Source organism: Hymenobacter wooponensis (assembly GCF_004745865.1).
Lineage (GTDB): Bacteria > Bacteroidota > Bacteroidia > Cytophagales > Hymenobacteraceae > Hymenobacter > Hymenobacter wooponensis.
The window spans coordinates 186,705-208,793 of the sequence record NZ_SRKZ01000004.1 but is presented as its reverse complement, the minus strand read 5'-3'; the positions used below and the strand labels follow the sequence as shown (position 1 = coordinate 208,793).

The window sequence follows — 22,089 nt, the reverse complement described above, 5'->3', positions numbered from 1 at the left end:
CGTAGCTTCCGACGGGAAGGCTGCGGCAACCTCAACGCCGCCAATGGGGTACTAGCTACTTCAGACCTTGCTGCAGCGCCTGTTGCGGCCTCGCCTCCAACTTACCCTTCTGATGACAAAGCATACCTACGACCTGGGCCTAATTGGCAACTGTGCCTTTCTTGGCCTGATTGGGAAAGACACCGCCGTACGCTGGCTCTGCTGGCCCCGTTTTGATAGCAGCTTCGTATTTGGAAGCCTCCTCGACTCTAAGAAAGGCGGCGAATACCGCATCAGTCCCGCCGAGGGCGAATTTGAGTCGCACCAATATTACTTGCAGAACACCAATGTGCTCTGCACCGAGATAACCACCGAAAACGGCAGCTACCGCGTCACGGACTTTGCCCCGCGCTTTCCGCAGTACGAGCGCTACTATAAGCCACTGATGTTCATCCGGAAGGTGGAGCCCATTGCCGGCACACCCCGCATTCGGGTGGCATGCCAGCCCGTAGGCCAGTACGGCGCGCTACAACTCAGCCGCCGCCGCAGCTCCAACCACATTGCTTTCCTAGGCCTGGAGGAGGAGATTCGTCTCACCACGAATATCCCGTTGACCTATGTATTAGATGAGGAAGACTTCGTGCTGAACGAGACGAAGTACCTTGTGCTAACCTACGGAGCTCCGTTAGAAGCTCCCCTAGAAAGCACTGCCGAACGGTTTTTGCTCTCTACCATTGACTACTGGCGGAAATGGGTGAAGAGCACCAGCATCAGCAACTTCCACCAGAGCCAAGTGATTCGGTCGGCGTTGGCCCTCAAGATTCACCAGTACGAGGACACGGGAGCCATTATTGCGGCCAGCACTACCTCGCTGCCGGAAGCGCCGGGCAGCACCCGCAACTGGGACTACCGCTACTGCTGGATGCGCGACACCTATTACATCCTCACGGCCTTTAATAACATTGGTCACTTTGAGGAAATGGAGCGCTACTTCCACTACATCGCCAACATCTCCAGCAAGATCAAGGGCAAGTACCAGCCGCTCTACGGCATCAGCGGAGCTTCCGACCTCATTGAGCAGGAGCTGGATCTGGAAGGCTACTTGGGGAACCAGCCTGTGCGCATCGGTAACGACGCCTACACCCACATTCAGAACGACGTGTATGGGCAAGTACTGGTAGCACTGCTGCCGCTGTACGTTGACTGCCGCTTCCTCGACCCTGATAAAAACAACCCCGAAAAGCTCATCTACGAGGCGCTGCACCTGATTCAGGCCACTATGGATCAGCCCGACGCTGGCTTGTGGGAGTTCCGGAACTTGGCGCAGTATCACTGCTACACCTACCTATTTCACTGGGCTGGCAGCCATGCTGCCCGGCAAGTGGCGCACAGCCTCGGCAACACGGAAATGGAAGCTCTGGCCACCAAGCTGATGCACGAGGCCCGCAACCGCATTGAGCAGTGTTTCAGCGAAGAACGGCAGGCCTACACCAATGCCATCGGCTCGCCTCACCTTGATGCCAGTACCATGCAGCTTATTCTGATGGGCTACCTCGATCCGGCCTCCGAAATTGCTAAAACTCACCTCGAAGCGCTGGAAAAAGAGTTAAAAACTCCCGAAGGCCTGTTCTACCGCTACCGCCACGCCGACGACTTCGGCACACCCGAAACCACGTTCTTAATCTGCTCCTTCTGGTACGTGGAGGCCCTGGCCTGCGTAGGCCGCGTTGATGAGGCTATTGTAGAATTCGAAAAGCTCACAACCTACACCAACCACCTAGGCCTACTGTCAGAGGATGTAGACGCTAAAACCGGCTCTCAGTGGGGCAACTTCCCGCAGGCCTACAGTCACGTAGGCCTAGTGAATGCCGCGTATCGCATTGCCAAAAAGCTGGACAAGCCAAACTTTGTATCAGGAATGGCAGCTACGGCGTAAGGTAGTTGCCCTAAAAGTAAAAAGGCCTCCTGCATGATGCGGGAGGCCTTTTTTATGGTAGAATCACTGCTAGAGTAAGCTGCGTAATAGCTTCCGTACGTCGGTAGTGGAGGCTACATGGTAACGGGCCAAGGAGCGGGCACCCGTCCCGACCTTTATGGTGTAGGCCTCTGGAGGCATGGCTCCAAATGTATCCTCATCGGTGCGGTCGTCGCCGATGGCCAGCACGAAGCCCGGAGAGTACTGGCTCAGCCAGCGGGCGGCGGCGCTGCCCTTGTGAATGCCCGCCGTTTTTATTTCCACCACTTTATTGCCTTCCAGTACTTGGAGGTCGGTGTTCGAAGTCAGGAACGTAAGGTGGCTCAGTAGCTCACGAGTGCGGACGGCCGCTAGCTCATTGTCGGCGCGCCGGTAGTGCCACACCAGCGAGTACTCTTTATCTTCGATGAAGGAGCCGGCGGTGCGAGCTACATAGGTCTCCAGTATCGGACGAATTTCTGTTTTCCAGTCGTTACGCAGGGCTTGGAACATGTGCCAGTCTTCACCGGCGCTACGCAGCCACACGCCGTGTTCCGCAATAAAATCGAGCGGTAAATGGCCTAGCCAACCTTCCAGCGTAGTTCGGTCGCGGCCGCTAATGATAACCACCCGGTTTTTGGGGTTGGCCGTGAGAGCCTGTAGCAGAAACAACATCTCAGCATCGGGCTTGGCGCGTTGAGGCTGCGGGTTGAAGGGGGCTAGCGTACCATCATAGTCCAGTAGCAACAGGCGGGTATCAGCGGCCTGGTACTGTTGGTGTAATTCTTCCAGTACGTCAGCATCCAGTTTCTCCGTCGCCATCGTGAGTTGTTTGATCTTGCTGTAGGCCAGTCGGTCCATAAACAGCTTCGTCCAGGCAAATACATCGTATTGCCGCACTAGAGCCTGCATGGCGGTCATGCGGTGAATCTGTTCCTCCTCCGGCATCACTAGGGCATCGTGCATTGATTCGGCCAACTGCCCGGCATCAGTAGGATTAATAATTAGGGCATCGGACAGCTCGCGGGCGGCACCGGCCCGCTCACTCAGGATAAGCACCCCGCGCTGGTTTACTTTGCTGGCAATAAACTCCTTAGCTACTAGGTTCATGCCGTCGCGCATGGGCGTGACCAAGGCTACTTCGGCTAAGCGATACAAAGCCACTAACTCTTCCAGCGGGAAAGAGCGGTAGAAGTAATGAATAGGGTTCCAGCTGATGGTGCGATACTGGGCGTTGATGCGGCCCACCAGCTCATCAATTTCTTCTTTGAGCGCGGCGTATTGTGGTACCTGGTCGCGGGAGGGCACTACCAGCATAACTAAACTCACCTGTTCTCGCCACTCGGGGTAGCGCTGCAGCAGCAACTCAAAGGCCCGCAGGCGCTGGGCAATGCCTTTTGTATAATCAAGACGGTCGATGGAGAGAATGACCCGGGCATCTCGTAGCGCCTCGCGGTACTCCTGCTCGTGGCGCTGGGCCGTTTCAGAAGAAGCCGTTTGCTCATAGCGCTGATAATCAATGCCCATGGGGAAGGCATCTACCAGTACCGTACGGGTAGGGGTTTCTACTTGTCCGTTCTGGTTGGCAATACCCAATATCTGCGACACCGCGCTGAGAAAGTGGCGCATGTAGCCGAAGGTGTGGAAGCCAATGAGGTCGGCACCCAGCATCCCACTCAAGAGTTCGGCCCGCCAAGGCAACACCCGAATCAGCTCATGCGAAGGGAAGGGGATATGCAGGAAGAAACCAATAGTACAGTCGGGCCGCTGTTTGCGAAGCATTTCGGGCAGCAGCAGCAACTGGTAGTCATGCACCCAGATGGTGTCCTCGGGGCCAGCCATTTCCAATACTGCCTGGCAGAACTTCTCGTTCACGGCCACGTAGGCCTCCCAGTGCTCCTGTTCGTAGGTGGCGTACTGCGGAAAATAATGGAAAGTAGGCCAGAGCGTGGAGTTACTAAACCCCTCGTAAAAATCCCGAATTTCGCTTTCGGTCAGGAATACCGGAGCCATGCTATCGGCCCGCAGCTGCTCCGCAATGTACTCTTCCTCTTCGGTGGTCTCCACGAATAGCCCCGGCCAGCCTACCCACACATTGCCGTCTTCCCGGTAAATAGAGCCTAGGCCGGTAGCCAACCCACCTTCGCTGGGCTGAAAGGTGAGGCTTTCTTCAGTGCGCTGGACTTTGGTAGGGAGACGGTTGGAAACAATAATCGTTCGAGACATGCCTTTTGTAAATGGTAAACTCTCAAGCTTACGGGAGAAAGCAGGGTTTAGCCATTATTTTTTTACCTGCCTTTTGCTACAGTGTGCGCAAATAGGCTCTTTGGCGAAGTCAGCTGGCAAGCGTTTCGTTCCTGTAACTAGCTGATGGCGGCAGTTTTGCCAACACGCCCCAGGTGGGTGTCATGAAACGTAGTGCTGTATTTCAAGCCGTAGCCCAGGAGCCGATCAAAGGCACTGTGAAAGAGCAGTACTGTGCCAGCGAGCAGCAACAGTGGCTGCGCCAAAAGCCAGCCCGCTAACCCCACGGTTAATGCTAGCGCCTTGTGATGAGCCAAGTTGTAGCATACAGCCCCGGTCCGAGGTCCTGCCAGATACCCCAGCATACTCAAGTCGGGGAGCAGAAACAGGGCAGGTAGCCACCACCAAGCGTAGGGGAGGTAGGAAAACACCAGGGCGGCGGCTAGCATCTGCGCCAGTTCTTCTAGTTTCAGGAGGTTTTTCATGACTTAAGAGCGGTTAATTGTACCTCTCAAAGGTCCGGTACCTGCTATCTGAAGGTCGTTAACAAAAGCTAAGAAATGTGGCTGGTTTCTTCCGCCTGCACCCGCGCCCGGATGCGGCTCAAGGATACCGGCGTCACACCTAGATAGGAGGCAATGTAGTGCTGCGGAATGCGCTCCAGAATTTTGGTCTTGTGGCTGCGGAGCAAGGCCTGATAGCGCTGCTCAGGGCTCAGCAGCAAGAGCTCGGCTAAGCGTGCGTCGGTACCCAACAAGAGGTATTCGGCTATTTTCCGACCGAAGCGTTCATACACGGGCCACTCCTCATATAAGTGTAGCAGCACCGCGTAAGGAAAAGTAATAAGCTCCAGGGGAGAGAGGGCCTGGATACTAAAGGCGCTGGGTTGGCCCGTGAGGCAGCTCTGGTAAGCACCCATCAAATGATTCTCGAAGAAGAAGTAAGTCGTTTTCTCTTCTCCATCGGGGCGAGTGTAGAACAAGCGGCTGGCACCCGAAACCACCAAGGCCAGTTCTGAAGCGTGGGAGCCCTGGGTTACGAAGTAGCCCTTACGCGGAATGTGCTTTGTGACCAGTACGGCGGCCAATGGCTCCCATTCCGCGTCGGTGAGCGGTACGAAGCGGTGGATGTAGGCGCGAAGCGGATGCATAGCCCAAGATAAGTGGCCCCGGAGAAATGCGTCACCAGACTAAAAAGAAAAACCCGCTCGTCGGGGGCAACGAGCGGGTTTCAAGAAAATACCAAAACGAGTGGCTTTTGTAGTCCGTAGGGGAATCGAACCCCTGTTGGTAGAATGAAAATCTACTGTCCTAACCCCTAGACGAACGGACCATGTTACGCGGCCTTGTTTCGTTTTGATGGTGCAAAGATACAGCCCGCTCGATTCAGCGCAAGCGCTTGCAGAAAGAAAAATGGGTTGGGAAGAAAAACAGGCTGATTTTCAGCCTCAAAATTTTTCAAACTGTTTAACAGCGGGCTTGGTTTGTATCTGATTTGGCGAAGTACCTTGAGCCCGTTACCTTCGCCACGCGTTTTCACCCGGCCCCTCGGGACCGACAACCTTCCCATTTCCCCAACAACTATGGCTAAAATCAAAGTTGCCATCAATGGCTTCGGCCGGATTGGCCGCCTGACGTTCAAGGCGCTGCTGCAGCGCGAGAACGTAGAGGTAGTAGCAATCAACGACCTGACGGATAACAAAACGCTTGCGCACCTGCTCAAGTTTGACTCGGTACACGGCCGCTTCAATGGCACCGTGGCCTACGACGAGCAGAGCCTGACCGTAAATGGCCAGCGCATTGCCGCCCTGGCTGAGCGCGACCCCAAGCTGTTGCCCTGGGGCGACATGGGCATCGACGTAGTGCTGGAATCTACGGGCCGCTTCGTTGACGAGGCTGGCGCTGGTCAGCACCTCACCGCAGGCGCTAAAAAAGTAGTAATCTCGGCTCCGGCTACCGGCAACATCCCAACGGTAGTACTGGGCGTTAACGAAGACATCCTGACCGGCGAGGAGACTATCCTCTCCAACGCTTCGTGCACCACCAACTGCTTGGCTCCTATGGCTAAGGTATTGGATGATGCATTCGGCATTGAGAAGGGCTACATCACCACGGTGCACGCCTACACCTCTGACCAGAACCTGCAGGACGCCCCCCACAAAGACCTGCGTCGGGCCCGTGCTGCTGCCTATAGCATTATCCCCACCAGCACCGGCGCTGCTAAGGCTGTAGGCCTGGTGCTGCCCCAGTTGAAGGGCAAGCTGGATGGTATTGCCATGCGCGTTCCAATTCCAGACGGTTCTACTACCGACCTGACCGTAATCCTGAAGCGCGAGGTGACCAAGCAGGAAATCAACGACGCCTTGAAGGCTGCCGCTGAAGGCCCGCTGAAAGGCATCCTGGAGTACAGCACCGATCCGCTGGTAAGCATCGACATCGTGGGCAACCCCCACTCGTGCATCTTCGACTCGGAGCTGACTTCAGCTAACGGTTCGCTGGTGAAAGTAGTAGGCTGGTACGACAACGAAACTGGCTACTCTACCCGCACCGCTGACCTCATCCAGAAACTGGGCGAGAAAATGAACGGTTAAGCTTTAAAGCTTATCTGTTAAAAACAGCCTGCCTGAGCAATCGGGCAGGCTGTTTTTATGTCCTGCTTATTGGTCAGTGCCGATAACGGCAGCTACTATTCTCATCAGATATAAGGGCAGCACGCTGGCTAGATGAATCATAGGCCAGTAGCACCGTCCTGCAGGAATACGCTGAGTGGCCTAGGATGCGCCTATATTTACTCGCCATTTCACCACCTCGCCATTTCACGCTCGTGCGCATTTGCTTCATCCTGAATCCGACTTCTGGTACTAACCGCACCCAGGACGTGCCGGCGCTGCTCACGCGCTATGCCACAACCGCTGGGGCCGAGTTTGAGATTCGCCCAACGCAATATGCTGGGCACGCAGAGGAGCTAGCGCGGGCTGCAGCGCAGGAGGGCTACCGGGTAGTGGTGGCCGTGGGGGGCGATGGCACCGTGAATGAGGTAGCTCGTGGGTTGCTAGGAACCAGCGCCGCCCTGGGTATTGTGCCGCGGGGCTCCGGCAACGGCCTGGCCCGGCACCTGCACATCCCGCTCGATTTGCCCGGAGCTGTACGCCGAATTTGTGCGCCCACTTTTCAGCGGATGGACGTAGGCCACATCAATGGCCGCCCGTTTTTTTGTACTGCGGGCCTGGGGTTTGATGCTCATGTAAGCAAGATGTTTGCCCGCGCTGGTACGCGCGGCTTGAGCACCTATGTGAAAGTTGCCCTGCGTGAGTACCGCCGCTACCAAGCTATGCCCATTGAAGTAGAGCTAAACAACCAGCACCTAGCCACCAACTGCTACGTACTGGCCTTCGCTAACGCCGCCCAATACGGCAACAATGCCTATATCGCGCCCCGCGCCGATATTCAGGATGGCCTCCTGGACCTGTGTCTAATTGATGGGTTGTCATTCCCGAGAGCTGTACGCGTAGGCCTAGGACTAGCCTTGGGTACGTTGCCCACCTCAGGCGGAGCCGTATATCATACCAGCTGCCACATCCAGGTGAAAGCTGCTAGGCCACTCGGCTTTCACGTAGACGGCGACTATGTGGCCGACGAAACTGATTTTGTAGTCAGCCTAGACCCACTAGCCCTGGAAGTAGCAGTGTAGCCAATTGTGAAAGGTGACGTAGAGGCAGAAGGACCCCGCATTTTACCACGATTTCACAAGTTCGCCCCTCACAAATTCGCAACTTGCATCTATGAAAGCTAATAAGAACCGCCGCGAAGGCGTAGTATATTCTACCGACCCTGACTTTGAGTACCAGCAGAACGGCGATGAAGAAGTCGTAACCCTGCCCCCGCAACAGCAAAACCTGCGCGTGCAGCTTGATAAAAAGTCGCGCGGGGGTAAGCAGGTAACGCTCATCACCGGCTTCGTAGGCCAGGATGCTGATCTGCAGACCCTCGGTAAGCTGCTGAAAACCAAGTGCGGAGTAGGCGGTAACGCCAAGGATGGCGAAATCCTGATCCAAGGCGACTTCCGCGACAAAGTGCTGGCCGTGTTGCTGGAGCAGAAGTATAAAGCCAAAAAAGCAGGTGGCTAGGCCACTTGAACCCACCACTTAAGGTGTAAACTGCTTGCACCCCAACGCCTATGTGGCGCGTAGGAGAGGGTATGCCTGACTCCTCACCTCTAGCTAGTTCCGCCGCTGCGCCGGGGCCCGGTCGCCCGCGGTTAGGCCGAAAGGGCGAGTTACTGCTGGCACTATTGCCCACGGCCACCGTCTTGCTGATGCTGTGGCTGCTGGAACTGCTCAGCAACCAACGCCTGCTCTTTGCCTCCCTCGCGTCCAGTGCCTTTCTCATCTACCTCGATCCGGGCCACCGCACGAATAGCACGCGCACCCTGGTAATAAGCCAGATGGGCGCCGCGGCAATAGGGTTTGCGCTTCATGCCTGGGTGGGGCCGGGCTACCTGGGGGCTGCCGCCGCCATGGTCCTGACCATCGGACTCATGATTGGGCTTGATGCCATGCACCCGCCCGCGGTGGGAACGGCACTGAACTTTGCCTTTCGGGCCGGGACTGGAGAGGGTAATTTATTGTTGTTCGGTTTGGCCGTTGGGCTGGTAGTAGTACTGGTTATCGTGCAGCGAGGAACAGTATACGTATTAAAATGGCTGTCCTCTAGGCCAGTCAGCCCCGGTTAATCTGCCATCATGGAGAAACAGACTATTCACTCCCTAGCTGAGTACGGGGTCATTGAGGCGGTGCAGTGGCTCAAACTGGGCGTTGAAACCATTGGCGCATTCATTATAGGCCTAGGAATTCTAGTATCTGGTTGGCTATTCCTGAAAGCCTTGCTGGCCCGCCGAACAACGGATTTTACCGCTATTCGGCTTACCCTGGCCCGCTACCTAGCCCTGGCATTGGAGTTTCAATTAGGCGCGGATATTCTCTCAACGGCCATTGCACCTAGCTGGGAGCAGATCGGCAAGCTCGGGGCCATTGCCGTAATCCGAACGGCGCTAAACTTCTTCCTGTCGAAGGAAATGAAGGATGAGCGCGCCGTTACATCTGAAAAGCACATAGATCGGCGGGCTGAACAGGGCGCATCAGAGAAATAGCTCTCATCTACCCTTTAGAGCCAGTAGCATTACTTTGCAGGGAAAGCGGCTATGTACAGATGCAATTCCTGCCTATTGGCCCGCCCTACTGAGCTAGCCGCAGTAGCTCCTAGGCCAGTAGGGAGCCATCTATCAGTAGGGATGCTTTAACTACGCTCAACAGGACGTGGCGTACCGTCAGCACAGCTTAAATTGATTGGCTTATGATTGCTGAGCCAGATAGTGCAGGGCGCGCTCTACATCCTCGGGGGTATCTATTCCAATGGTTTCCAGCTCCGTTTCAGCCGTCAGGATGCGGTACCCGTGTTCCAGCCAGCGGAGTTGTTCCAAGCTTTCGGCTAGTTCCAGCGGAGAAGGGGAGAGCTGCGTGATTTCCGCTAGCACATCAGGGCGATAGGCGTAGAGGCCAATATGGCGCAGGTAGCGATGGTGCTGCCGCCACTCCGGCTGCAGCTGCTGGCGCTGAAAAGGCAGCGGATGACGGCTGAAATACAGTGCGTGGCCCGTGGTATCGAGCACCACTTTGGGCAGGTGGGGGCTAAACAGCTCCTCATCCGTAAGCACCGGCTTTACCAGCGTGGCTAGTTGCGGGGGCTGAGCCTGCGCAAACAGCTCTATCAGCGCATCAATTTGCGCCGGGTGAACAAAAGGCTCATCCCCCTGAATGTTAATGATGCAATCGGCCGACACATTCAACTGCTGATAGGCATCCCACACACGGTCGGTGCCGCTGGGGTGGTTGGGGGAGGTAAGCACAGCCTCGCCACCGAAGCTGAGTACATGCTCCAGAATCCGCTTATCGTCAGTTGCTACCACCACCCGGCTGAGGCCGGACTGCCGGGCCTGGCCTATCACACGCTGAATCATGGATTGACCTCCCAGGTCAACTAAGGGCTTGCCCGGTAGGCGGGTTGAAGCAAAGCGGGCCGGAATGATGCCAATAGCGTGCATGAGGGTCAACGGGTAAAATGAAAACGGAAATCAACGGCGCAAAAAAGGCGAAAATTACCGACAGGTAGCCTCTTTCCTAAGGGGTGAGTGAGGAGAAGAAGCTAGATCGTACACCTCTTAAAAACGATCAATAAAAAACCGTTGCTATCCTAAATGGCATCGGGGACTTGTCAGGATTCGTTAACTTTCGGCAGTATTTATGCAGTTGGCAGCTTCCCTTACTCTACTGTGCTGTTCTGCCGCCTTCCGCGCCCTGTACCTATGTCTCGAATTTCGTTGCTGTCTGTAGCCTTTGTTTTTTCAGGTTTCTCCGCGCTGGCTGGCCCCCGTTTGGTGGCGCCCCCAGATTCCATCGGAGTTGAGTACCGTAACAACAAGATCCTGATCAAGCACCGCGTGTCGCCGGGCGAAACGCTCTACGGGTTGTCGCGGCGCTATAAAGTACCCGTTGACGAAATCGTCGAGTTCAACCCCACGGTAAAAGGGGCCCTCGTAACTGGCCAAGTGGTGCTGGTGCCCCGCAACCGGGTGGTGCTAACGCAACCTGCCGCGCCGGCAGCGGCTACCTCTATTTCGGCGGCCGCTCGGGCACTGCCCACCGACGCCCATGGCAACCACATCTACAAGGTAGAGGCAGGACAAACGCTTTATGCCGTAGCCCGTAAGTTTGACACTTCTCCCACTGAGTTGGCTCGTCTTAATGGGTTTGCTACCAACTTCAATGTGCGCAGCGGCCAAACGCTGATCATTGCCCCAGGTACTGGCCGTTCTGCCCCCGCTCCGGTTACGCGTCCGGCCGCGCCCGTTGCAGCTCGTCCGGTTCCAGCGCCTGCTACCCGCCCCGAGCGCACCGAAGACACGCGAGCTGCTCAAGAGCGCGAGAACCGTGCCCGAGAGAAAGATTCTGCCGTGGCTGCCCGCCAGGCGGTAGTTCCGAAAGAGGCTCCGGTAAAGGAAGTGCCTGCCCGGGAAGTGCCCGAAGAGAAAGAGCGTGCCCCGGAGCGTGCCAGCGAAGTCGTGCGGCGCGTGTCGGAGAGTGGCCTAGCCATGATAATTCCTACGGATGCTTCTGACAAGTATCTGGCCTTGCATAAAACGGCGCCGGTGGGCACCATCATGGAAGTGCGCAACATCATGAACGGCATGTCGGTGTACGTACGCGTGATTGGCAAGCTGCCCGACACGGGCGAAAACTCCAACGTGCTCGTGCGCCTCTCTAAGCGCGCCGTGCAGCGCCTGGCCACGCCCGATCAGCGCTTTCGGGTAGAAACCAGCTACGTGCCATAGCGTGAAGTGGTGATTTAGTGAAATGGTGAAATAGTGAGTTGATGTTCTACCTGCACTACTTGCGCCGTCTAGGCCACTAGCATGTTCAACTCACCATTTCACTAAATCACCAACTCACAGTATGAATCACGCGCAAGTCCGGGCCCTGCTCGACGACCGCTACCAGCACTATGATCAGCCAGCGTTTATTCTAGCTGACCCAATCAGCATTCCTCACCGGTTCTCTCAGCGTCAGGACGTCGAAATAAGCGGGCTGTTTGCGGCTCTGCTGGCCTGGGGGCGGAGGCCTACCATTATCAGCAAGTGCTTGGAGCTGATGCGCCGCATGGACGACGCGCCCTACCAGTTCATCACCCAGCACCAGGATGAGGATCTAAAAGGTCTGTTAGGCTTCTGCCATCGCACTTTCTGCGATACCGACCTGCTCTATTTTGTGCACTGGCTGCGTTGGTTTTACAGCCGGCATGATACTCTGGAAGATGCTTTTCTGCTCGGTAACACCCAGAAAGAACGCCTCGAAAACTTCCATAATCTGTTCTTCAGCCTCGACGATGCGCCCCAGCGCACCCGTAAACACGTAGCAACCCCGGCCCGTGGCTCGGCGTGTAAGCGCGTGAATATGTACCTGCGCTGGATGGTCCGTCCCGATGCCTGCGGCGTAGACTTTGGCCTCTGGACCCGCCTTTCCCCCGCTGACCTCATTTGCCCCTGCGACGTGCACGTGGAGCGCGTGGCCCGCCGCCTAGGCCTGCTAGACCGCAAGCAAGTTGACTGGCTGGCTGCCGAAGACCTTACGGCCCACCTCCGCAGCTTCGACCCACAAGACCCCGTGAAGTACGACTTTGCCTTATTTGGGCTGGGCGTGGAAGGCGAGATGTAGCCCTGGTTTTGGTTCTCAACTGAGGACTCTGCTGCACTTGGTTCTCCAGATAAAGTAACAAAACCTAAACCGGGGTTTTGAAGTCCATGTAAGTGATGGGTAGGCACTCTAATAGAAAGATACTGTTACATTCTATTTATTGAATCTTTCCTGCCCCTAGGAGTGTTTATCTTCGCATTCCCTTTTGAATACATTGTCCTAAACAAGGAATACCTGATTTGATTCTTCCTAATAATTTCGAGCAGAAAATTGGCTTCACGCAGCTGCGTGAGATGCTGGAGAGCCTGTGCCTGAGCGCCCTAGGCCGCCAGTTTGTCGCCAAGATGAGCTTTCAGTCGAAAGCCGATCAGCTCCAGAAGCTCCTGCTCCAGACGGATGAGTTCCGTCAGCTGCTCAGCAGTGGAGCTGATTTTCCCAGCCAACATTACCACGACGTTCATCCGCACTTGGTGCGGGCCAATATACCCGGCAGCTACCTCGATGTAGCCGCCTTCTTCGCCGTGAAAATGAGTCTGCGTACCATTCGGGAAGCGCTGACTTTCTTTACCCACGCCGAAGAGAATTTGTACCCTACGTTGCGCCTGCTGGGCATTGGCGTGCAGGTAGACCGTAACCTGCTGGCCGCCCTTGATAAGGTAGTGGATGATGAAGGCCAGGTGCGCGAAAATGCTTCGCCGCTGCTCAGCCAGATCCGGCAGGAGCTGATTAACCGCCAGGGCCAGCTGCGCAAGCAGATTGCGGGCATTTTGCGCCATGCCCGCCAAGAAGGCTGGGTGCCGGAAGGTGCCGAACCTACCATCCGGGGTGGCCGTTTGGTGCTGCCGGTAATTGCCGAGCACAAGCGCCGCGTGAAGGGTTTGATCCACGACGAATCAGCCACGGGGCAGACGGTGTTCATTGAGCCGGAGGCTGTCTTCGAGCTTAACAACGACATCAAGGATCTGGAAAATGCCTTCCAGCGTGAGCTGATTCGCATTCTGACCCAACTCACGGCCCAACTGCGGCCTCACATTCCGGACCTGCGCAAGGCCTACCAGTACCTAGGCCTGCTCGACTTTATTCGGGCAAAAGGCCGCTTGGCGCAGCGTCTGGAGGCCTCGTTGCCGGAACTGCACCCGCGCCCCATGATTCGCTGGAAGCAGGTGCGCCACCCGTTGCTCTACCTCACGTTTCAGGAGCATGCCAAGGACGACCCCCGCGAAGTGGTACCCTTGGATATTGAGCTGACGCCGGAGCAGCGTATTCTACTGATTTCAGGGCCTAACGCCGGGGGTAAATCGGTGAGCATGAAGACCGTAGGCTTAGTGCAGTACATGCTGCAGTGCGGCCTGTTGATTCCGGCTGGTGACGGCTCGGAGGCAGGGGTATTTGAGGATGTGTTCTTAGACATTGGTGATGAGCAGAGCCTAGAGAACGACCTGAGTACGTACTCCTCGCACCTGCTGAACATGAAGCAGTTCGTGACTCTGGCCAATAAGCGCAGCCTGATTCTAATTGACGAGTTTGGTACGGGTACCGAGCCCAGCCTGGGCGGAGCCATTGCCGAAGCCGTACTGGAACAGCTCAACCGCGCCCGCGCTTTTGGGGTTATTACCACCCACTACACCAACCTTAAGAACTACGCTGAGCGCACCGAGGGTATTGTGAACGGAGCCATGCGCTACGACCCTGATCAGCTACAGCCGCTCTACCGCCTGGAAATAGGGAAGCCTGGTTCTTCGTTCGCCATTGAAATTGCCCGCAAAATTGGCCTGCCTAAGCAACTAGTGGAGCGCGCGACGCAACTTGTGGGCAAGGACAAGATCCGCTACGACCGACTGCTGGAAGGCTTGGAGAAGGAAAAAACCGAGCTGGAACAGCGCACCGCCGAGGCCGCCAAGCAGATGCGGCGCATGAAAAAAGCTGCTCAGGAATACCAAGACCTTAAAAAGTACCTCGACGATACCACGCTGGAGGTGCTCCGCGATGCCAAGGCCAAGGCCAAGATGCTGCTTAAGGATACCAACCAGCAGATTGAAGCTACCATTCAGGAAATTCGGCTAGGCCAGGCTGAGAAGGAGCGCACCAAGGAAGCCCGCGGCAAGCTCGATACGTTTGTGCGTGAAAAGCTTCAGATTGAGCCGCCCAGGGCCCGTGCTACCCGTGAGCTAGCCGATGCTACTTCACTCAAGCCCGGCGACAAAGTGGCCTTGATTGGGCAGGAAGGGCATGGCGAAATCATGAGTGTGAAGGGCAAGACGGCAGAGGTTTCCTTCGGCGGAATGAAGACCCTGGTGAAAGTAGGCCAGTTGGAGAAGCTCACGCGCTCGGAAATCCGGGAGCGGGAGAAAGAGGCAGCTCGCCGGGCTCCGGCGCACTATTCCGGCTTCGATACCACCGGCAAGATGTCAAGCTTCAGCCCCACGCTGGATCTGCGCGGCGAGCGTGCCGAGGATGCCCTGAATAAGATCATGGCCTACGTGGATGATGCCGTGATGCTGGGCGTGCCGGAAATCAAAATCCTGCACGGCCGTGGCAACGGCGTACTGCGCCAGGTAGTACGCGACTACCTCCACCGCACCCGCGCCGTGGCCAGCGTAGCCGATGAGCACGCCGACCGCGGCGGCGATGGCGCAACCATTGCCGTGCTGAAGTAAATTTGCCCTTGACTGGCCTAGCATCACCTAGACTAGTTTGTAAGAAAATCGGGACGTCATGCTGAGCTGGTCGAAGCATCTCTACCTCTGGCTAACCAGCCTATCAAGCGGTAGAGATGCTTCGACCAACTCAGCATGACGTTCGTATCTAAACTCTTTTAGTTCTCCCTGCCCATATGCACCCCCGCAACCCCCACAATGCCCGCTACGACTTCCCGCAGCTCCTGAGCACTAGCCCGGAGTTGGCCGCCTTCGTAGTGCCCAACCCAACCGGCGACAGCAGCATCGACTTTGCCAACCCGGCGGCCGTGAAGGCGCTGAACCGGGCGTTGCTGAAGCAGTTCTACGGCGTGGCTTCCTGGGACGTGCCCGCGGGCTACCTGTGCCCTCCCATTCCCGGCCGTGCCGACTACATTCACTACGCTGCTGACCTGCTGGCCGCTGACCATAGTGGCCTAGTACCGCGCGACAAGGCCGTGCACGTGCTGGATGTAGGCGTGGGAGCCAATTGTGTGTACCCCATCATTGGGTCCCAGGCCTACGGCTGGCGGTTCGTGGGTTCAGAAATTGATCCGGTGGCCTTGAAATCGGCTAGAACAATGGTGGCCGTCAATCCCAAGTTGGCCGCACGGGTGGAGATACGCCAGCAAAGTCACGCCGCCTTTGTGTTTGAAGGGATTGTGAAGCCGCGCGAGGAGTTTGACCTAGTGATGTGCAATCCGCCGTTTCACGCTTCGGCCGCTGATGCCGCCGCCGGTAGTCGCCGCAAAGGGCGTAACCTGGGCTATGCGAAGTCGCCGGAGCCAGTGCTGAACTTCGGGGGACAGAATACGGAGCTGTGGTGCGAAGGGGGCGAAGAAGGTTTCTTGCGCCGGTTTGTGGAGCAGAGCGTGCCGCTGGCCGCGCGGGTGCTGTGGTTTTCCATCCTCATTTCCAAGAAGGAAACATTGCGTAGCGCCTATTACTTCCTGCAGAAAGCCGGGGTTGAGGAGGGCTCTATCCGCACCATCGAAATGAAGCAGGGTCAGAAAACCAGCCGCGTAGTAGCCTGGACGTTCCAAGATGATGAGCAGCGCCAGGCTTGGGCTCAGCGCCGCTGGAAGCCAGTGGCCTAGACGGAAAACTTAAATGCCCTTGCGGATCAATGTGCCACCAGTTCACTCGGTGCTGATAAATTGTGGTTTATTGGCACCGAGTGAGGCATCCCGCTTACATGTACACATCCCTAGCTCGCGTGCGGGACTTCGTGTGCAGGTTGGTTGAAACCAAATTGTTTGCTCACGACTTTGGGTAACGGCTTCGGGTCGCCTTCCTTGCCTAAGTCGCGCGGAGCGTAGCCGTAAGGGTTTTCGGGGTCTTTGCCTGCCCTCCACAGCACCCAGATACCGATAAAGATAAACGGAATGCTCAGCAGCTGGCCTTGGTTGAGCAAGTGGCCGTTCTCAAAGGCCACTTGGTTTTCTTTCAGGTATTCACCTAGAAAACGCTGGGTAAATAATAGCAGCATAAACAGGCCTAACAGCTGCCCGCGCGGGGTACGCTCCCTGGTTCGGTTCCACATCGAGTAGAGTAGCACTAGCAGAAACACGCAAAACAGGGCCTCGTAAATTTGGGTAGGATGGCGTGGTACGGCCACGCCCTGAATCAAATGGTCAGTGTCGCGAGGGAAAAGGAAGGCCCACGGCAGGTTGGTGGGCTTTCCCCCGATTTCTGAGTTCATCAGGTTGCCAGTGCGAATGCAAGCGCCAGCCAGTGCCACTACAATCACAATCCGGTCAAGCACCCACAGATAGTCAAACTTGTTGTTGCGGGCAAATAGCCAGCAAGCAAACGGAATGACGATGGTGGCACCGTGGCTGGCTAGGCCACCCTGCCAGAATTTGAACACCACTATAGGGTCGGCTTTCAGCGCCGCAAAGTCATAGAACAGCATGTGGCCCAGCCGTGCGCCCACAACGGTGCCAATAAGCATGTACACTGTAAGCACATCGATCCACTGCGGCGATACCCGCTCGGAACGGTATATGTGCGTGGTGATGAAGGTGCCCAGCACAAAAGGCAGCATGAACAGCAGCCCGTACCAGCGCAGCGTAATGGGCCCTACCTCGTGGCCGGCTACCGCCCAAGGTCCGAAAGAGTGAATGACGGGGTCAACGTCCCAAAGAACGGCGGCAAGAAAAGGCAGCATAGACGATACAAATAAAAGAGGGAGTCGAAGGTCTAAGCCCTTAGACCTTGAATGGGCAGAATGTTGAGGTGTTAGGGCATTGGCGCCACCAACCGGAAGGCTTATGGTGAACTGTTTTTCCTGAAGGATGATATATCAGCGCTTTAGCTCCCGCTGGGGCTGTTCATCAGGGCAACTCTCGCAGGAACCAACTTTCTGAGCTGGGCGCAGGGCAGAGCCATCCCCGCTGAGCGTAATCAGCAACGCCCCGAGCAGCAGGGCATAGGCCGGTCGGTGAAACCACATGGGCCACCAGGAGGGCGCTACAGCAGTATCGGCGACGAGGCGGGCCTGTACCCGGGTATAAAAGCCGGACCGAGGGCGAGCTGGCGGCCCGGCTTGTAATTGGCGCATTAAGTCGCTCCAGTCCTGGTCAGAATCGGGGAGTAAAGGGGAATTAGACATGGCCAGGGCGGGGTTGAAGGTGTTTGCGGAGGGTTTGCCGGGCCCGGAAAAGCAGGGATTCGACGGTGGGCAACGTGGTGCGGAGCACGGCAGCAATTTCCTCGTAGGTTAACTCCTGCTCGTGGCGCAGGGTGAAGGCCACTTGCTGGCGGCTGGGCAACCGGGCAATGTGCGCTTGTAAAACCTGCAGCTGCTCTTGCCCTTCTAGCAACGCCAAGGGATGTGCATGGTCTCGCACTTCGTGCAGAACGCCATTATCGAAACCCAGCAGGCTACTGAAGTAAGCGAAGCGCTTTTTGGCGCGGGCCTTCCGGCAGTGTTGCAAGGCGCGCGATGTGGCCACTTGATAAAGCCAAGTGCTGAGGGCGGCTTCGCCCCGAAATTGACCAATCGTTTGATACACCTCTACAAAGACCTCTTGCGCCACGTCTTCGGCTTCTTCCGGCGACCTCAGCAGGGACAGCACCGTTCGATAGATGCGGTCTTGGTAGCGCTCCACCAAGGTGCGAAAAGCCGCCTCACTGCCCTGCTGGAGGTGCGCCACCAACTCGGCATCGGCTGAGACAGTGGGTAATCGGGCACGGGCAGCGGGAGGGCAGTGAACCAGAGGAAGCGAATGAGCCACAAGAACGTACGGGGTAAGGTTCGGAGAAGTGACCGAGCAGCAACACGCATCCGTGGTCGTCACCAGGGTTGCGAGTACTTAGGTACCATTTGGTTGAAAAACTTGCGCAAGCCAACCAATTTATTTCGCGAACCTTCTGGTAGTCCGCCATTCACCCGCAACTAGATACTCAATTTCAGTGGCTTACCCCACCCATGAATAACGCTTATAATGCACAGAGCCAGGAGGCGGGGCAGGCTCTAGGCCACTTCCTCGCCTCCTGGCTCTGTGCATAATAAGTGCTTCTAGGTCCGCTGCTTACAGGATGTTTACTTCGGGGTGCAGCTCGATGCCAAACTTTTCGCGCACTGAGGCAATGATTTCTTGGGCTAGGTCGCGGATATCAGAGCCTTGGGCGCCGCCGTGGTTTACCAGCACCAGCGCCTGCCGATCATGTACGCCGTGGGCGCCGCGGCGCTGGCCCTTCCAGCCGCACTGCTCAATTAGCCAACCCGCGGGCACTTTCACGCCGCCGGGCACGGGGTAACCAGGCAGGTCGGCGTAGCGGGCTTTTAGCTCGTCGTACTTCTGCTGAGAGATTTCGGGGTTCTTGAAGAAGGAACCGGCGTTGCCAATCTGGGCGGGGTCGGGGAGCTTGCTGCGGCGGATGTGCATCACGGCCTCGCTCACGTCGCGGGGTGTGGGCTCACCCCCAATGCCTAAGTCTTCTAAGGTAGTTTGAATGGCGCCGTAGCTCACGTTGATTCGGGCCTGGCGATGCAGGCGCAATACCACGCTGGTGACGATGTACTGGTTTTTCAGGGGGCCCTTAAACACACTTTCACGATAGCCGAAGCCGCACTCTTCGCGGGAGAAAGTGCGAAGCTGACCGGTGCGCACTTCCAGCGCTTCGAGCTGCTCAAACGTGTCCTGCAATTCTGCGCCATAGGCCCCGATGTTCTGGAGAGGGGCAGCGCCCACCGTGCCGGGAATCAGAGACAGATTTTCAATGCCGCTGAGCTCCTGATCAAGGGTGTACTGTACCATGCCGTGCCACGACTCGCCAGCCCCGGCGCGTACCAGGGCGCTGTCCTCGTCCTGACTGATAATCTCAAGTCCCCGAATCTCATTCTTGAGCACTACGCCATCGAAATCCTGAGTGAACAGCAGGTTGCTGCCACCTCCCAGAATCAGCTTCTCCGCCTGCTGTACCTCCGGCATAGCCAGCAAGGCCCGTAGCTCGTCCGGGGAGGCAAAGCGGGCGAAAAGCCGCGCCTTTACGTCTAGACCAAACGTGTTATAGGGGCGAAGTGAGACGTTGTGTTCAAGGGTGGGAGCCGAAGCCATACGGGGATTAATAAAGGTGACTTACCGGCAAAGGTAGCCGTTTCGCTATTGCTGGCACTGACAAACGTCGGCATTAAAAAAGCCCGTCATCCTGCGCAGCGCAAGAGATGACGGGCTTTCTCTGTCAGAGTAGAAGCGCTACCGTACCTGGTATCCGCGCAGGGAGTAGAACAGCAGGTAAGCGTAGCAGAGGGCCGGCAGCATAAATGCTACCCGTAGGCCACCGCCATGGGTGGCAATAAAGCCCATAAGTGGCGGGATGATAGCGCCACCTACGATGGCCATAATCAAGTAGGAAGAACCTTGCTTCGTGAATTTGCCTAGGCCAGTAATTGCCAAAGGGAACACCACCGGCCAGATAATGGAGTTGCAAAGGCCACACAGCACTACCAGCCATAAAGCCGTTTCGCCATGGTTTAGGATAGACAACAGCACGAATAGTGTGCCGGCGGCGCATACACCTACCAGTAGCTTGCGGGCATTAAAGCGTGAGAGGAGCGGAATGCCGATAATGCGGCCCACCATCACCCCAAACCAGTACGAGGATACCAGTACGGCACCTACGGCTTTGGTGAACCCCGTGGTGGTATCAATAGGATCAGGGTTGTTGCCGAACAGAGCGGCCGCCCAGTTGGTAGCTACGCTCAGGCCGCGTACCAACTCTTGCGTGAAGCCACTCAGCTGGCTGATATTCTGTGATTCGCCATAACGGATAATGAAGGAGCCAATGCCTACTTCTACGCCTACGTACATGAAAATGGCTACTACACCCAACGCGAGGTGGCGGAAGCTGAGGGCTGAACTACGACCAGTTTCACTGGCGGCTTGAGCGGCTGCAGCTTCTTCATCAGCTGGGATGCTTTCAATTTCAGGCAGACGTACCAAGAAAAACAGAGCAGCTAGCACGGCGAGAAATACTGCCAGTCCGAGGTAAAGTGGTTTTACCAGGGTAGCTTCCTGCGTTAAGCGTTCCTCTAGGGGCAGCTGCGCTAGGCGGGCTTTCAGCACTGCTGAACCCCCAAATAGAATCAGGCCACCAATAAGCGGCGAGATGGTGCCGCCCAAGCCATTGGCTACGCCCACAATACTTACCCGGCTAGCTGCGGTGCGCGCTGGCCCCAGCACTGAAACGTAGGGGTTAGCCGCCACCTGCAGCAACGTAATGCCAGCACCCAGCAAGCTTAGCGCCAGCAGGAACAGCCCAAACGTGCGGGAGTTTGCAGCCGGTACAAACAGCAGCGCGCCTAGTCCCATCACCAACAGGCCTAGCACAATGCCGCGCTTAAAGCCTAGCTTTTCCAGGAGCCGGCCCGCCGGCAGCGACATGAGGAAGTATGCCCCGAAAAACGCCGATTGCACCGCCGACGACTGCAAGTCGGTGAGCTGGCAGACGTCCTTGAGGTAGGGCATCAGCACGTCGTTGAAGTTGGTGACGGCCCCGAATAGGAAGAACAGGGTGGTCATCAGCACCATAGGCCCGGCGTAGGAGCGGGTGGTGCTAGATGCCGTGGTGGGAGAGGAGGTGATGGGAGCGGCCATGCAGGCGGAGTGAAAAAAATGAGAAGGCCTTAAATATAGGCTGTATCTGCGATTCCTCCCGCCGTAGATACTTGAGGTGTATACAAGGCAGTGGCAGCGTTCAGCTCGAGCATAGCACTTTACCCCTTAACCCGCGGCCCGCACCTATCCGGATGTGATAGGGCGGGAAGAGGTGGCCTAGGGTAGATTATGCCGTGATATTTACCGGCTCAGCTACCTCTGCTGCTGAAACTGCAGCAGTCTGCACAGAAGTAGTAAGGTACTTCCAGGTAAGCACCGCACCTACTGCCCCAAGCGTTGGCGCTACCAAGTACAGCCACAGATGCTCCAAGTGCCCCGATACCAGCGCTGGAGATAAGGAGCGGGCCGGGTTCATGGAGGCGCCGCAAATAGGCCCCGCAAACATGGCTTCCAGCAGCACCACTCCCCCAATGGCTAGGCCGGCGAATAAGCCCTGCTCCTTGGAGCCGTAGGCCACATTCATGATGACCAGCATCAGGAAATAGGTCAGAATGAACTCCAAAATAAAGGATTGAGCCTCCGTCCCGGCGGGCATAGTGCCGCCCAGCAGTTCATTAGCTGGAAACAAATACCGCAGCACCGCGCTGGCCAAAATAGCCCCTATTGCCTGACTAACGATATAAGGCAGCAGCTCTCGTGCGGGGAATTTTCGGGCCACGGTAAAAGCGATGGAAACGGCCGGGTTAAAATGAGCTCCCGAAATAGTGCCTAGAGCATAGATCATGGAGGTGACTATTAGCCCAAACGTGATGGCAATGCCTACGTGCGTTATGGCCCCATGGCTTTCCTGGTTGATAATAATAGCACCAGTGCCGCAGAAGATAATTGCGAACGTACCGAGCACTTCGGCAATATATTTATGCATAC

At 56.6% G+C, this 22,089-nt stretch carries 20 protein-coding genes and 1 tRNA gene; 10 read left to right on the top strand and 11 right to left on the bottom strand.

Going from position 1 to position 22,089, the window contains the following annotated elements; genetic code table 11:
• The first annotated feature begins 112 nt into the window (after nucleotides 1–112).
• Entirely contained in the window at nucleotides 113–1,915 is a 1,803-nt protein-coding gene (locus tag EU557_RS14600; protein ID WP_135531203.1) for a glycoside hydrolase family 15 protein, read from the top strand.
• Between the two features lie 69 nt (nucleotides 1,916–1,984).
• Here the strand turns inward: EU557_RS14600 and EU557_RS14595 are convergent, their stop codons facing one another.
• The 4 genes from EU557_RS14595 to EU557_RS14580 form a co-directional block, all read right to left on the bottom strand.
• Nucleotides 1,985–4,159 carry a bifunctional alpha,alpha-trehalose-phosphate synthase (UDP-forming)/trehalose-phosphatase gene (locus EU557_RS14595; protein ID WP_135531202.1) on the bottom strand — a complete coding sequence of 725 codons (2,175 nt, stop codon included), beginning with the start codon at nucleotides 4,157–4,159 and terminating at the stop codon, nucleotides 1,985–1,987.
• Nucleotides 4,160–4,296: 137 nt separating this feature from the next.
• A complete protein-coding gene (locus EU557_RS14590; RefSeq protein ID WP_135531201.1) occupies nucleotides 4,297–4,662 on the bottom strand; it encodes a DUF4260 domain-containing protein in 366 nt (121 codons plus the stop codon).
• 68 nt (nucleotides 4,663–4,730) lie between these two features.
• A complete protein-coding gene (locus tag EU557_RS14585) occupies nucleotides 4,731–5,327 on the bottom strand; it encodes a Crp/Fnr family transcriptional regulator (RefSeq protein WP_135531200.1) in 597 nt (198 codons plus the stop codon).
• Nucleotides 5,328–5,437: 110 nt separating this feature from the next.
• Nucleotides 5,438–5,509, bottom strand: a tRNA-Glu gene (locus EU557_RS14580).
• 250 nt (nucleotides 5,510–5,759) lie between these two features.
• Here EU557_RS14580 and gap point away from each other — a divergent pair.
• The 5 genes from gap to EU557_RS14555 all read left to right on the top strand — a co-directional run bounded on the left by gap (nucleotide 5,760) and on the right by EU557_RS14555 (nucleotide 9,325).
• Nucleotides 5,760–6,767, top strand: a complete 1,008-nt coding sequence (gene gap / locus EU557_RS14575) for a type I glyceraldehyde-3-phosphate dehydrogenase (RefSeq protein ID WP_135531199.1) — start codon at nucleotides 5,760–5,762, stop codon at nucleotides 6,765–6,767.
• Between the two features lie 233 nt (nucleotides 6,768–7,000).
• On the top strand, nucleotides 7,001–7,867 hold the full coding sequence (locus EU557_RS14570) for a diacylglycerol/lipid kinase family protein (RefSeq protein WP_167855220.1): 867 nt from the start codon (nucleotides 7,001–7,003) through the stop codon (nucleotides 7,865–7,867).
• Nucleotides 7,868–7,958: 91 nt separating this feature from the next.
• Nucleotides 7,959–8,303 carry a translation initiation factor gene (locus EU557_RS14565; protein WP_135531197.1) on the top strand — a complete coding sequence of 115 codons (345 nt, stop codon included), beginning with the start codon at nucleotides 7,959–7,961 and terminating at the stop codon, nucleotides 8,301–8,303.
• Nucleotides 8,304–8,353: 50 nt separating this feature from the next.
• Nucleotides 8,354–8,908, top strand: coding sequence for an HPP family protein (locus tag EU557_RS14560; protein WP_245326281.1), 555 nt, complete (start codon nucleotides 8,354–8,356; stop codon nucleotides 8,906–8,908).
• 9 nt (nucleotides 8,909–8,917) lie between these two features.
• Nucleotides 8,918–9,325 carry a DUF1622 domain-containing protein gene (locus tag EU557_RS14555; protein ID WP_135531195.1) on the top strand — a complete coding sequence of 136 codons (408 nt, stop codon included), beginning with the start codon at nucleotides 8,918–8,920 and terminating at the stop codon, nucleotides 9,323–9,325.
• A gap of 201 nt (nucleotides 9,326–9,526) precedes the next feature.
• Here the strand turns inward: EU557_RS14555 and kdsB are convergent, their stop codons facing one another.
• Nucleotides 9,527–10,276, bottom strand: a complete 750-nt coding sequence (gene kdsB, locus EU557_RS14550; RefSeq protein WP_135531194.1) for a 3-deoxy-manno-octulosonate cytidylyltransferase — start codon at nucleotides 10,274–10,276, stop codon at nucleotides 9,527–9,529.
• A 261-nt stretch (nucleotides 10,277–10,537) separates the two neighbouring features.
• Between kdsB and EU557_RS14545 the strand changes: the two genes are divergently transcribed.
• From EU557_RS14545 to rlmF, 4 genes are all read left to right on the top strand, one after another.
• On the top strand, nucleotides 10,538–11,563 hold the full coding sequence (locus tag EU557_RS14545; RefSeq protein ID WP_167855219.1) for a LysM peptidoglycan-binding domain-containing protein: 1,026 nt from the start codon (nucleotides 10,538–10,540) through the stop codon (nucleotides 11,561–11,563).
• A 121-nt stretch (nucleotides 11,564–11,684) separates the two neighbouring features.
• The gene (locus EU557_RS14540; protein WP_135531192.1) at nucleotides 11,685–12,443 is read left to right on the top strand and encodes a TIGR02757 family protein; all 759 of its coding nucleotides are present in this window, start codon (nucleotides 11,685–11,687) and stop codon (nucleotides 12,441–12,443) included.
• A 218-nt stretch (nucleotides 12,444–12,661) separates the two neighbouring features.
• Nucleotides 12,662–15,079, top strand: coding sequence for an endonuclease MutS2 (locus tag EU557_RS14535; RefSeq protein ID WP_135531191.1), 2,418 nt, complete (start codon nucleotides 12,662–12,664; stop codon nucleotides 15,077–15,079).
• Between the two features lie 176 nt (nucleotides 15,080–15,255).
• Entirely contained in the window at nucleotides 15,256–16,194 is a 939-nt protein-coding gene (gene rlmF, locus EU557_RS14530) for a 23S rRNA (adenine(1618)-N(6))-methyltransferase RlmF (RefSeq protein ID WP_135531190.1), read from the top strand.
• 110 nt (nucleotides 16,195–16,304) lie between these two features.
• Here rlmF and lgt read toward each other — a convergent pair whose 3' ends face one another.
• The 6 genes from lgt to EU557_RS14500 all read right to left on the bottom strand — a co-directional run bounded on the left by lgt (nucleotide 16,305) and on the right by EU557_RS14500 (nucleotide 22,087).
• A complete protein-coding gene (gene lgt, locus EU557_RS14525) occupies nucleotides 16,305–17,267 on the bottom strand; it encodes a prolipoprotein diacylglyceryl transferase (protein ID WP_135531189.1) in 963 nt (320 codons plus the stop codon).
• A gap of 135 nt (nucleotides 17,268–17,402) precedes the next feature.
• A complete protein-coding gene (locus EU557_RS14520) occupies nucleotides 17,403–17,711 on the bottom strand; it encodes a hypothetical protein (RefSeq protein WP_135531188.1) in 309 nt (102 codons plus the stop codon).
• Nucleotides 17,704–18,336, bottom strand: coding sequence for an RNA polymerase sigma factor (locus EU557_RS14515; protein ID WP_245326280.1), 633 nt, complete (start codon nucleotides 18,334–18,336; stop codon nucleotides 17,704–17,706). The genes EU557_RS14520 and EU557_RS14515 overlap by 8 nt, the downstream gene beginning before the upstream one ends.
• A 297-nt stretch (nucleotides 18,337–18,633) precedes the next feature.
• Nucleotides 18,634–19,662, bottom strand: coding sequence for a UDP-N-acetylmuramate dehydrogenase (gene murB / locus EU557_RS14510; protein WP_135531187.1), 1,029 nt, complete (start codon nucleotides 19,660–19,662; stop codon nucleotides 18,634–18,636).
• A gap of 138 nt (nucleotides 19,663–19,800) precedes the next feature.
• Nucleotides 19,801–21,201, bottom strand: coding sequence for a sugar MFS transporter (locus EU557_RS14505; RefSeq protein ID WP_210116056.1), 1,401 nt, complete (start codon nucleotides 21,199–21,201; stop codon nucleotides 19,801–19,803).
• 187 nt (nucleotides 21,202–21,388) lie between these two features.
• Complete coding sequence (locus tag EU557_RS14500) at nucleotides 21,389–22,087, bottom strand: aquaporin (RefSeq protein ID WP_135531186.1); 699 nt, start codon at nucleotides 22,085–22,087, stop codon at nucleotides 21,389–21,391.
• Nucleotides 22,088–22,089 lie beyond the last annotated feature (2 nt).

Excerpts from the sequence above, each read along its gene's own strand:
- EU557_RS14595 (WP_135531202.1), bottom strand. The coding sequence starts at position 4,159 with ATGTCTCGAACGATTATTGTTTCCAACCGTCTCCCTACCAAAGTCCAG.
- EU557_RS14600 (WP_135531203.1), top strand. The coding sequence starts at position 113 with ATGACAAAGCATACCTACGACCTGGGCCTAATTGGCAACTGTGCCTTT.
- kdsB (WP_135531194.1), bottom strand. The coding sequence starts at position 10,276 with ATGCACGCTATTGGCATCATTCCGGCCCGCTTTGCTTCAACCCGCCTA.
- EU557_RS14545 (WP_167855219.1), top strand. The coding sequence starts at position 10,538 with ATGTCTCGAATTTCGTTGCTGTCTGTAGCCTTTGTTTTTTCAGGTTTC.
- EU557_RS14590 (WP_135531201.1), bottom strand. The coding sequence starts at position 4,662 with ATGAAAAACCTCCTGAAACTAGAAGAACTGGCGCAGATGCTAGCCGCC.
- gap (WP_135531199.1), top strand. The coding sequence starts at position 5,760 with ATGGCTAAAATCAAAGTTGCCATCAATGGCTTCGGCCGGATTGGCCGC.
- rlmF (WP_135531190.1), top strand. The coding sequence starts at position 15,256 with ATGCACCCCCGCAACCCCCACAATGCCCGCTACGACTTCCCGCAGCTC.
- EU557_RS14560 (WP_245326281.1), top strand. The coding sequence starts at position 8,354 with ATGTGGCGCGTAGGAGAGGGTATGCCTGACTCCTCACCTCTAGCTAGT.
- EU557_RS14565 (WP_135531197.1), top strand. The coding sequence starts at position 7,959 with ATGAAAGCTAATAAGAACCGCCGCGAAGGCGTAGTATATTCTACCGAC.
- EU557_RS14585 (WP_135531200.1), bottom strand. The coding sequence starts at position 5,327 with ATGCATCCGCTTCGCGCCTACATCCACCGCTTCGTACCGCTCACCGAC.
- EU557_RS14505 (WP_210116056.1), bottom strand. The coding sequence starts at position 21,201 with ATGGCCGCTCCCATCACCTCCTCTCCCACCACGGCATCTAGCACCACC.
- murB (WP_135531187.1), bottom strand. The coding sequence starts at position 19,662 with ATGGCTTCGGCTCCCACCCTTGAACACAACGTCTCACTTCGCCCCTAT.
- EU557_RS14540 (WP_135531192.1), top strand. The coding sequence starts at position 11,685 with ATGAATCACGCGCAAGTCCGGGCCCTGCTCGACGACCGCTACCAGCAC.
- EU557_RS14520 (WP_135531188.1), bottom strand. The coding sequence starts at position 17,711 with ATGTCTAATTCCCCTTTACTCCCCGATTCTGACCAGGACTGGAGCGAC.
- EU557_RS14500 (WP_135531186.1), bottom strand. The coding sequence starts at position 22,087 with ATGCATAAATATATTGCCGAAGTGCTCGGTACGTTCGCAATTATCTTC.
- lgt (WP_135531189.1), bottom strand. The coding sequence starts at position 17,267 with ATGCTGCCTTTTCTTGCCGCCGTTCTTTGGGACGTTGACCCCGTCATT.
- EU557_RS14555 (WP_135531195.1), top strand. The coding sequence starts at position 8,918 with ATGGAGAAACAGACTATTCACTCCCTAGCTGAGTACGGGGTCATTGAG.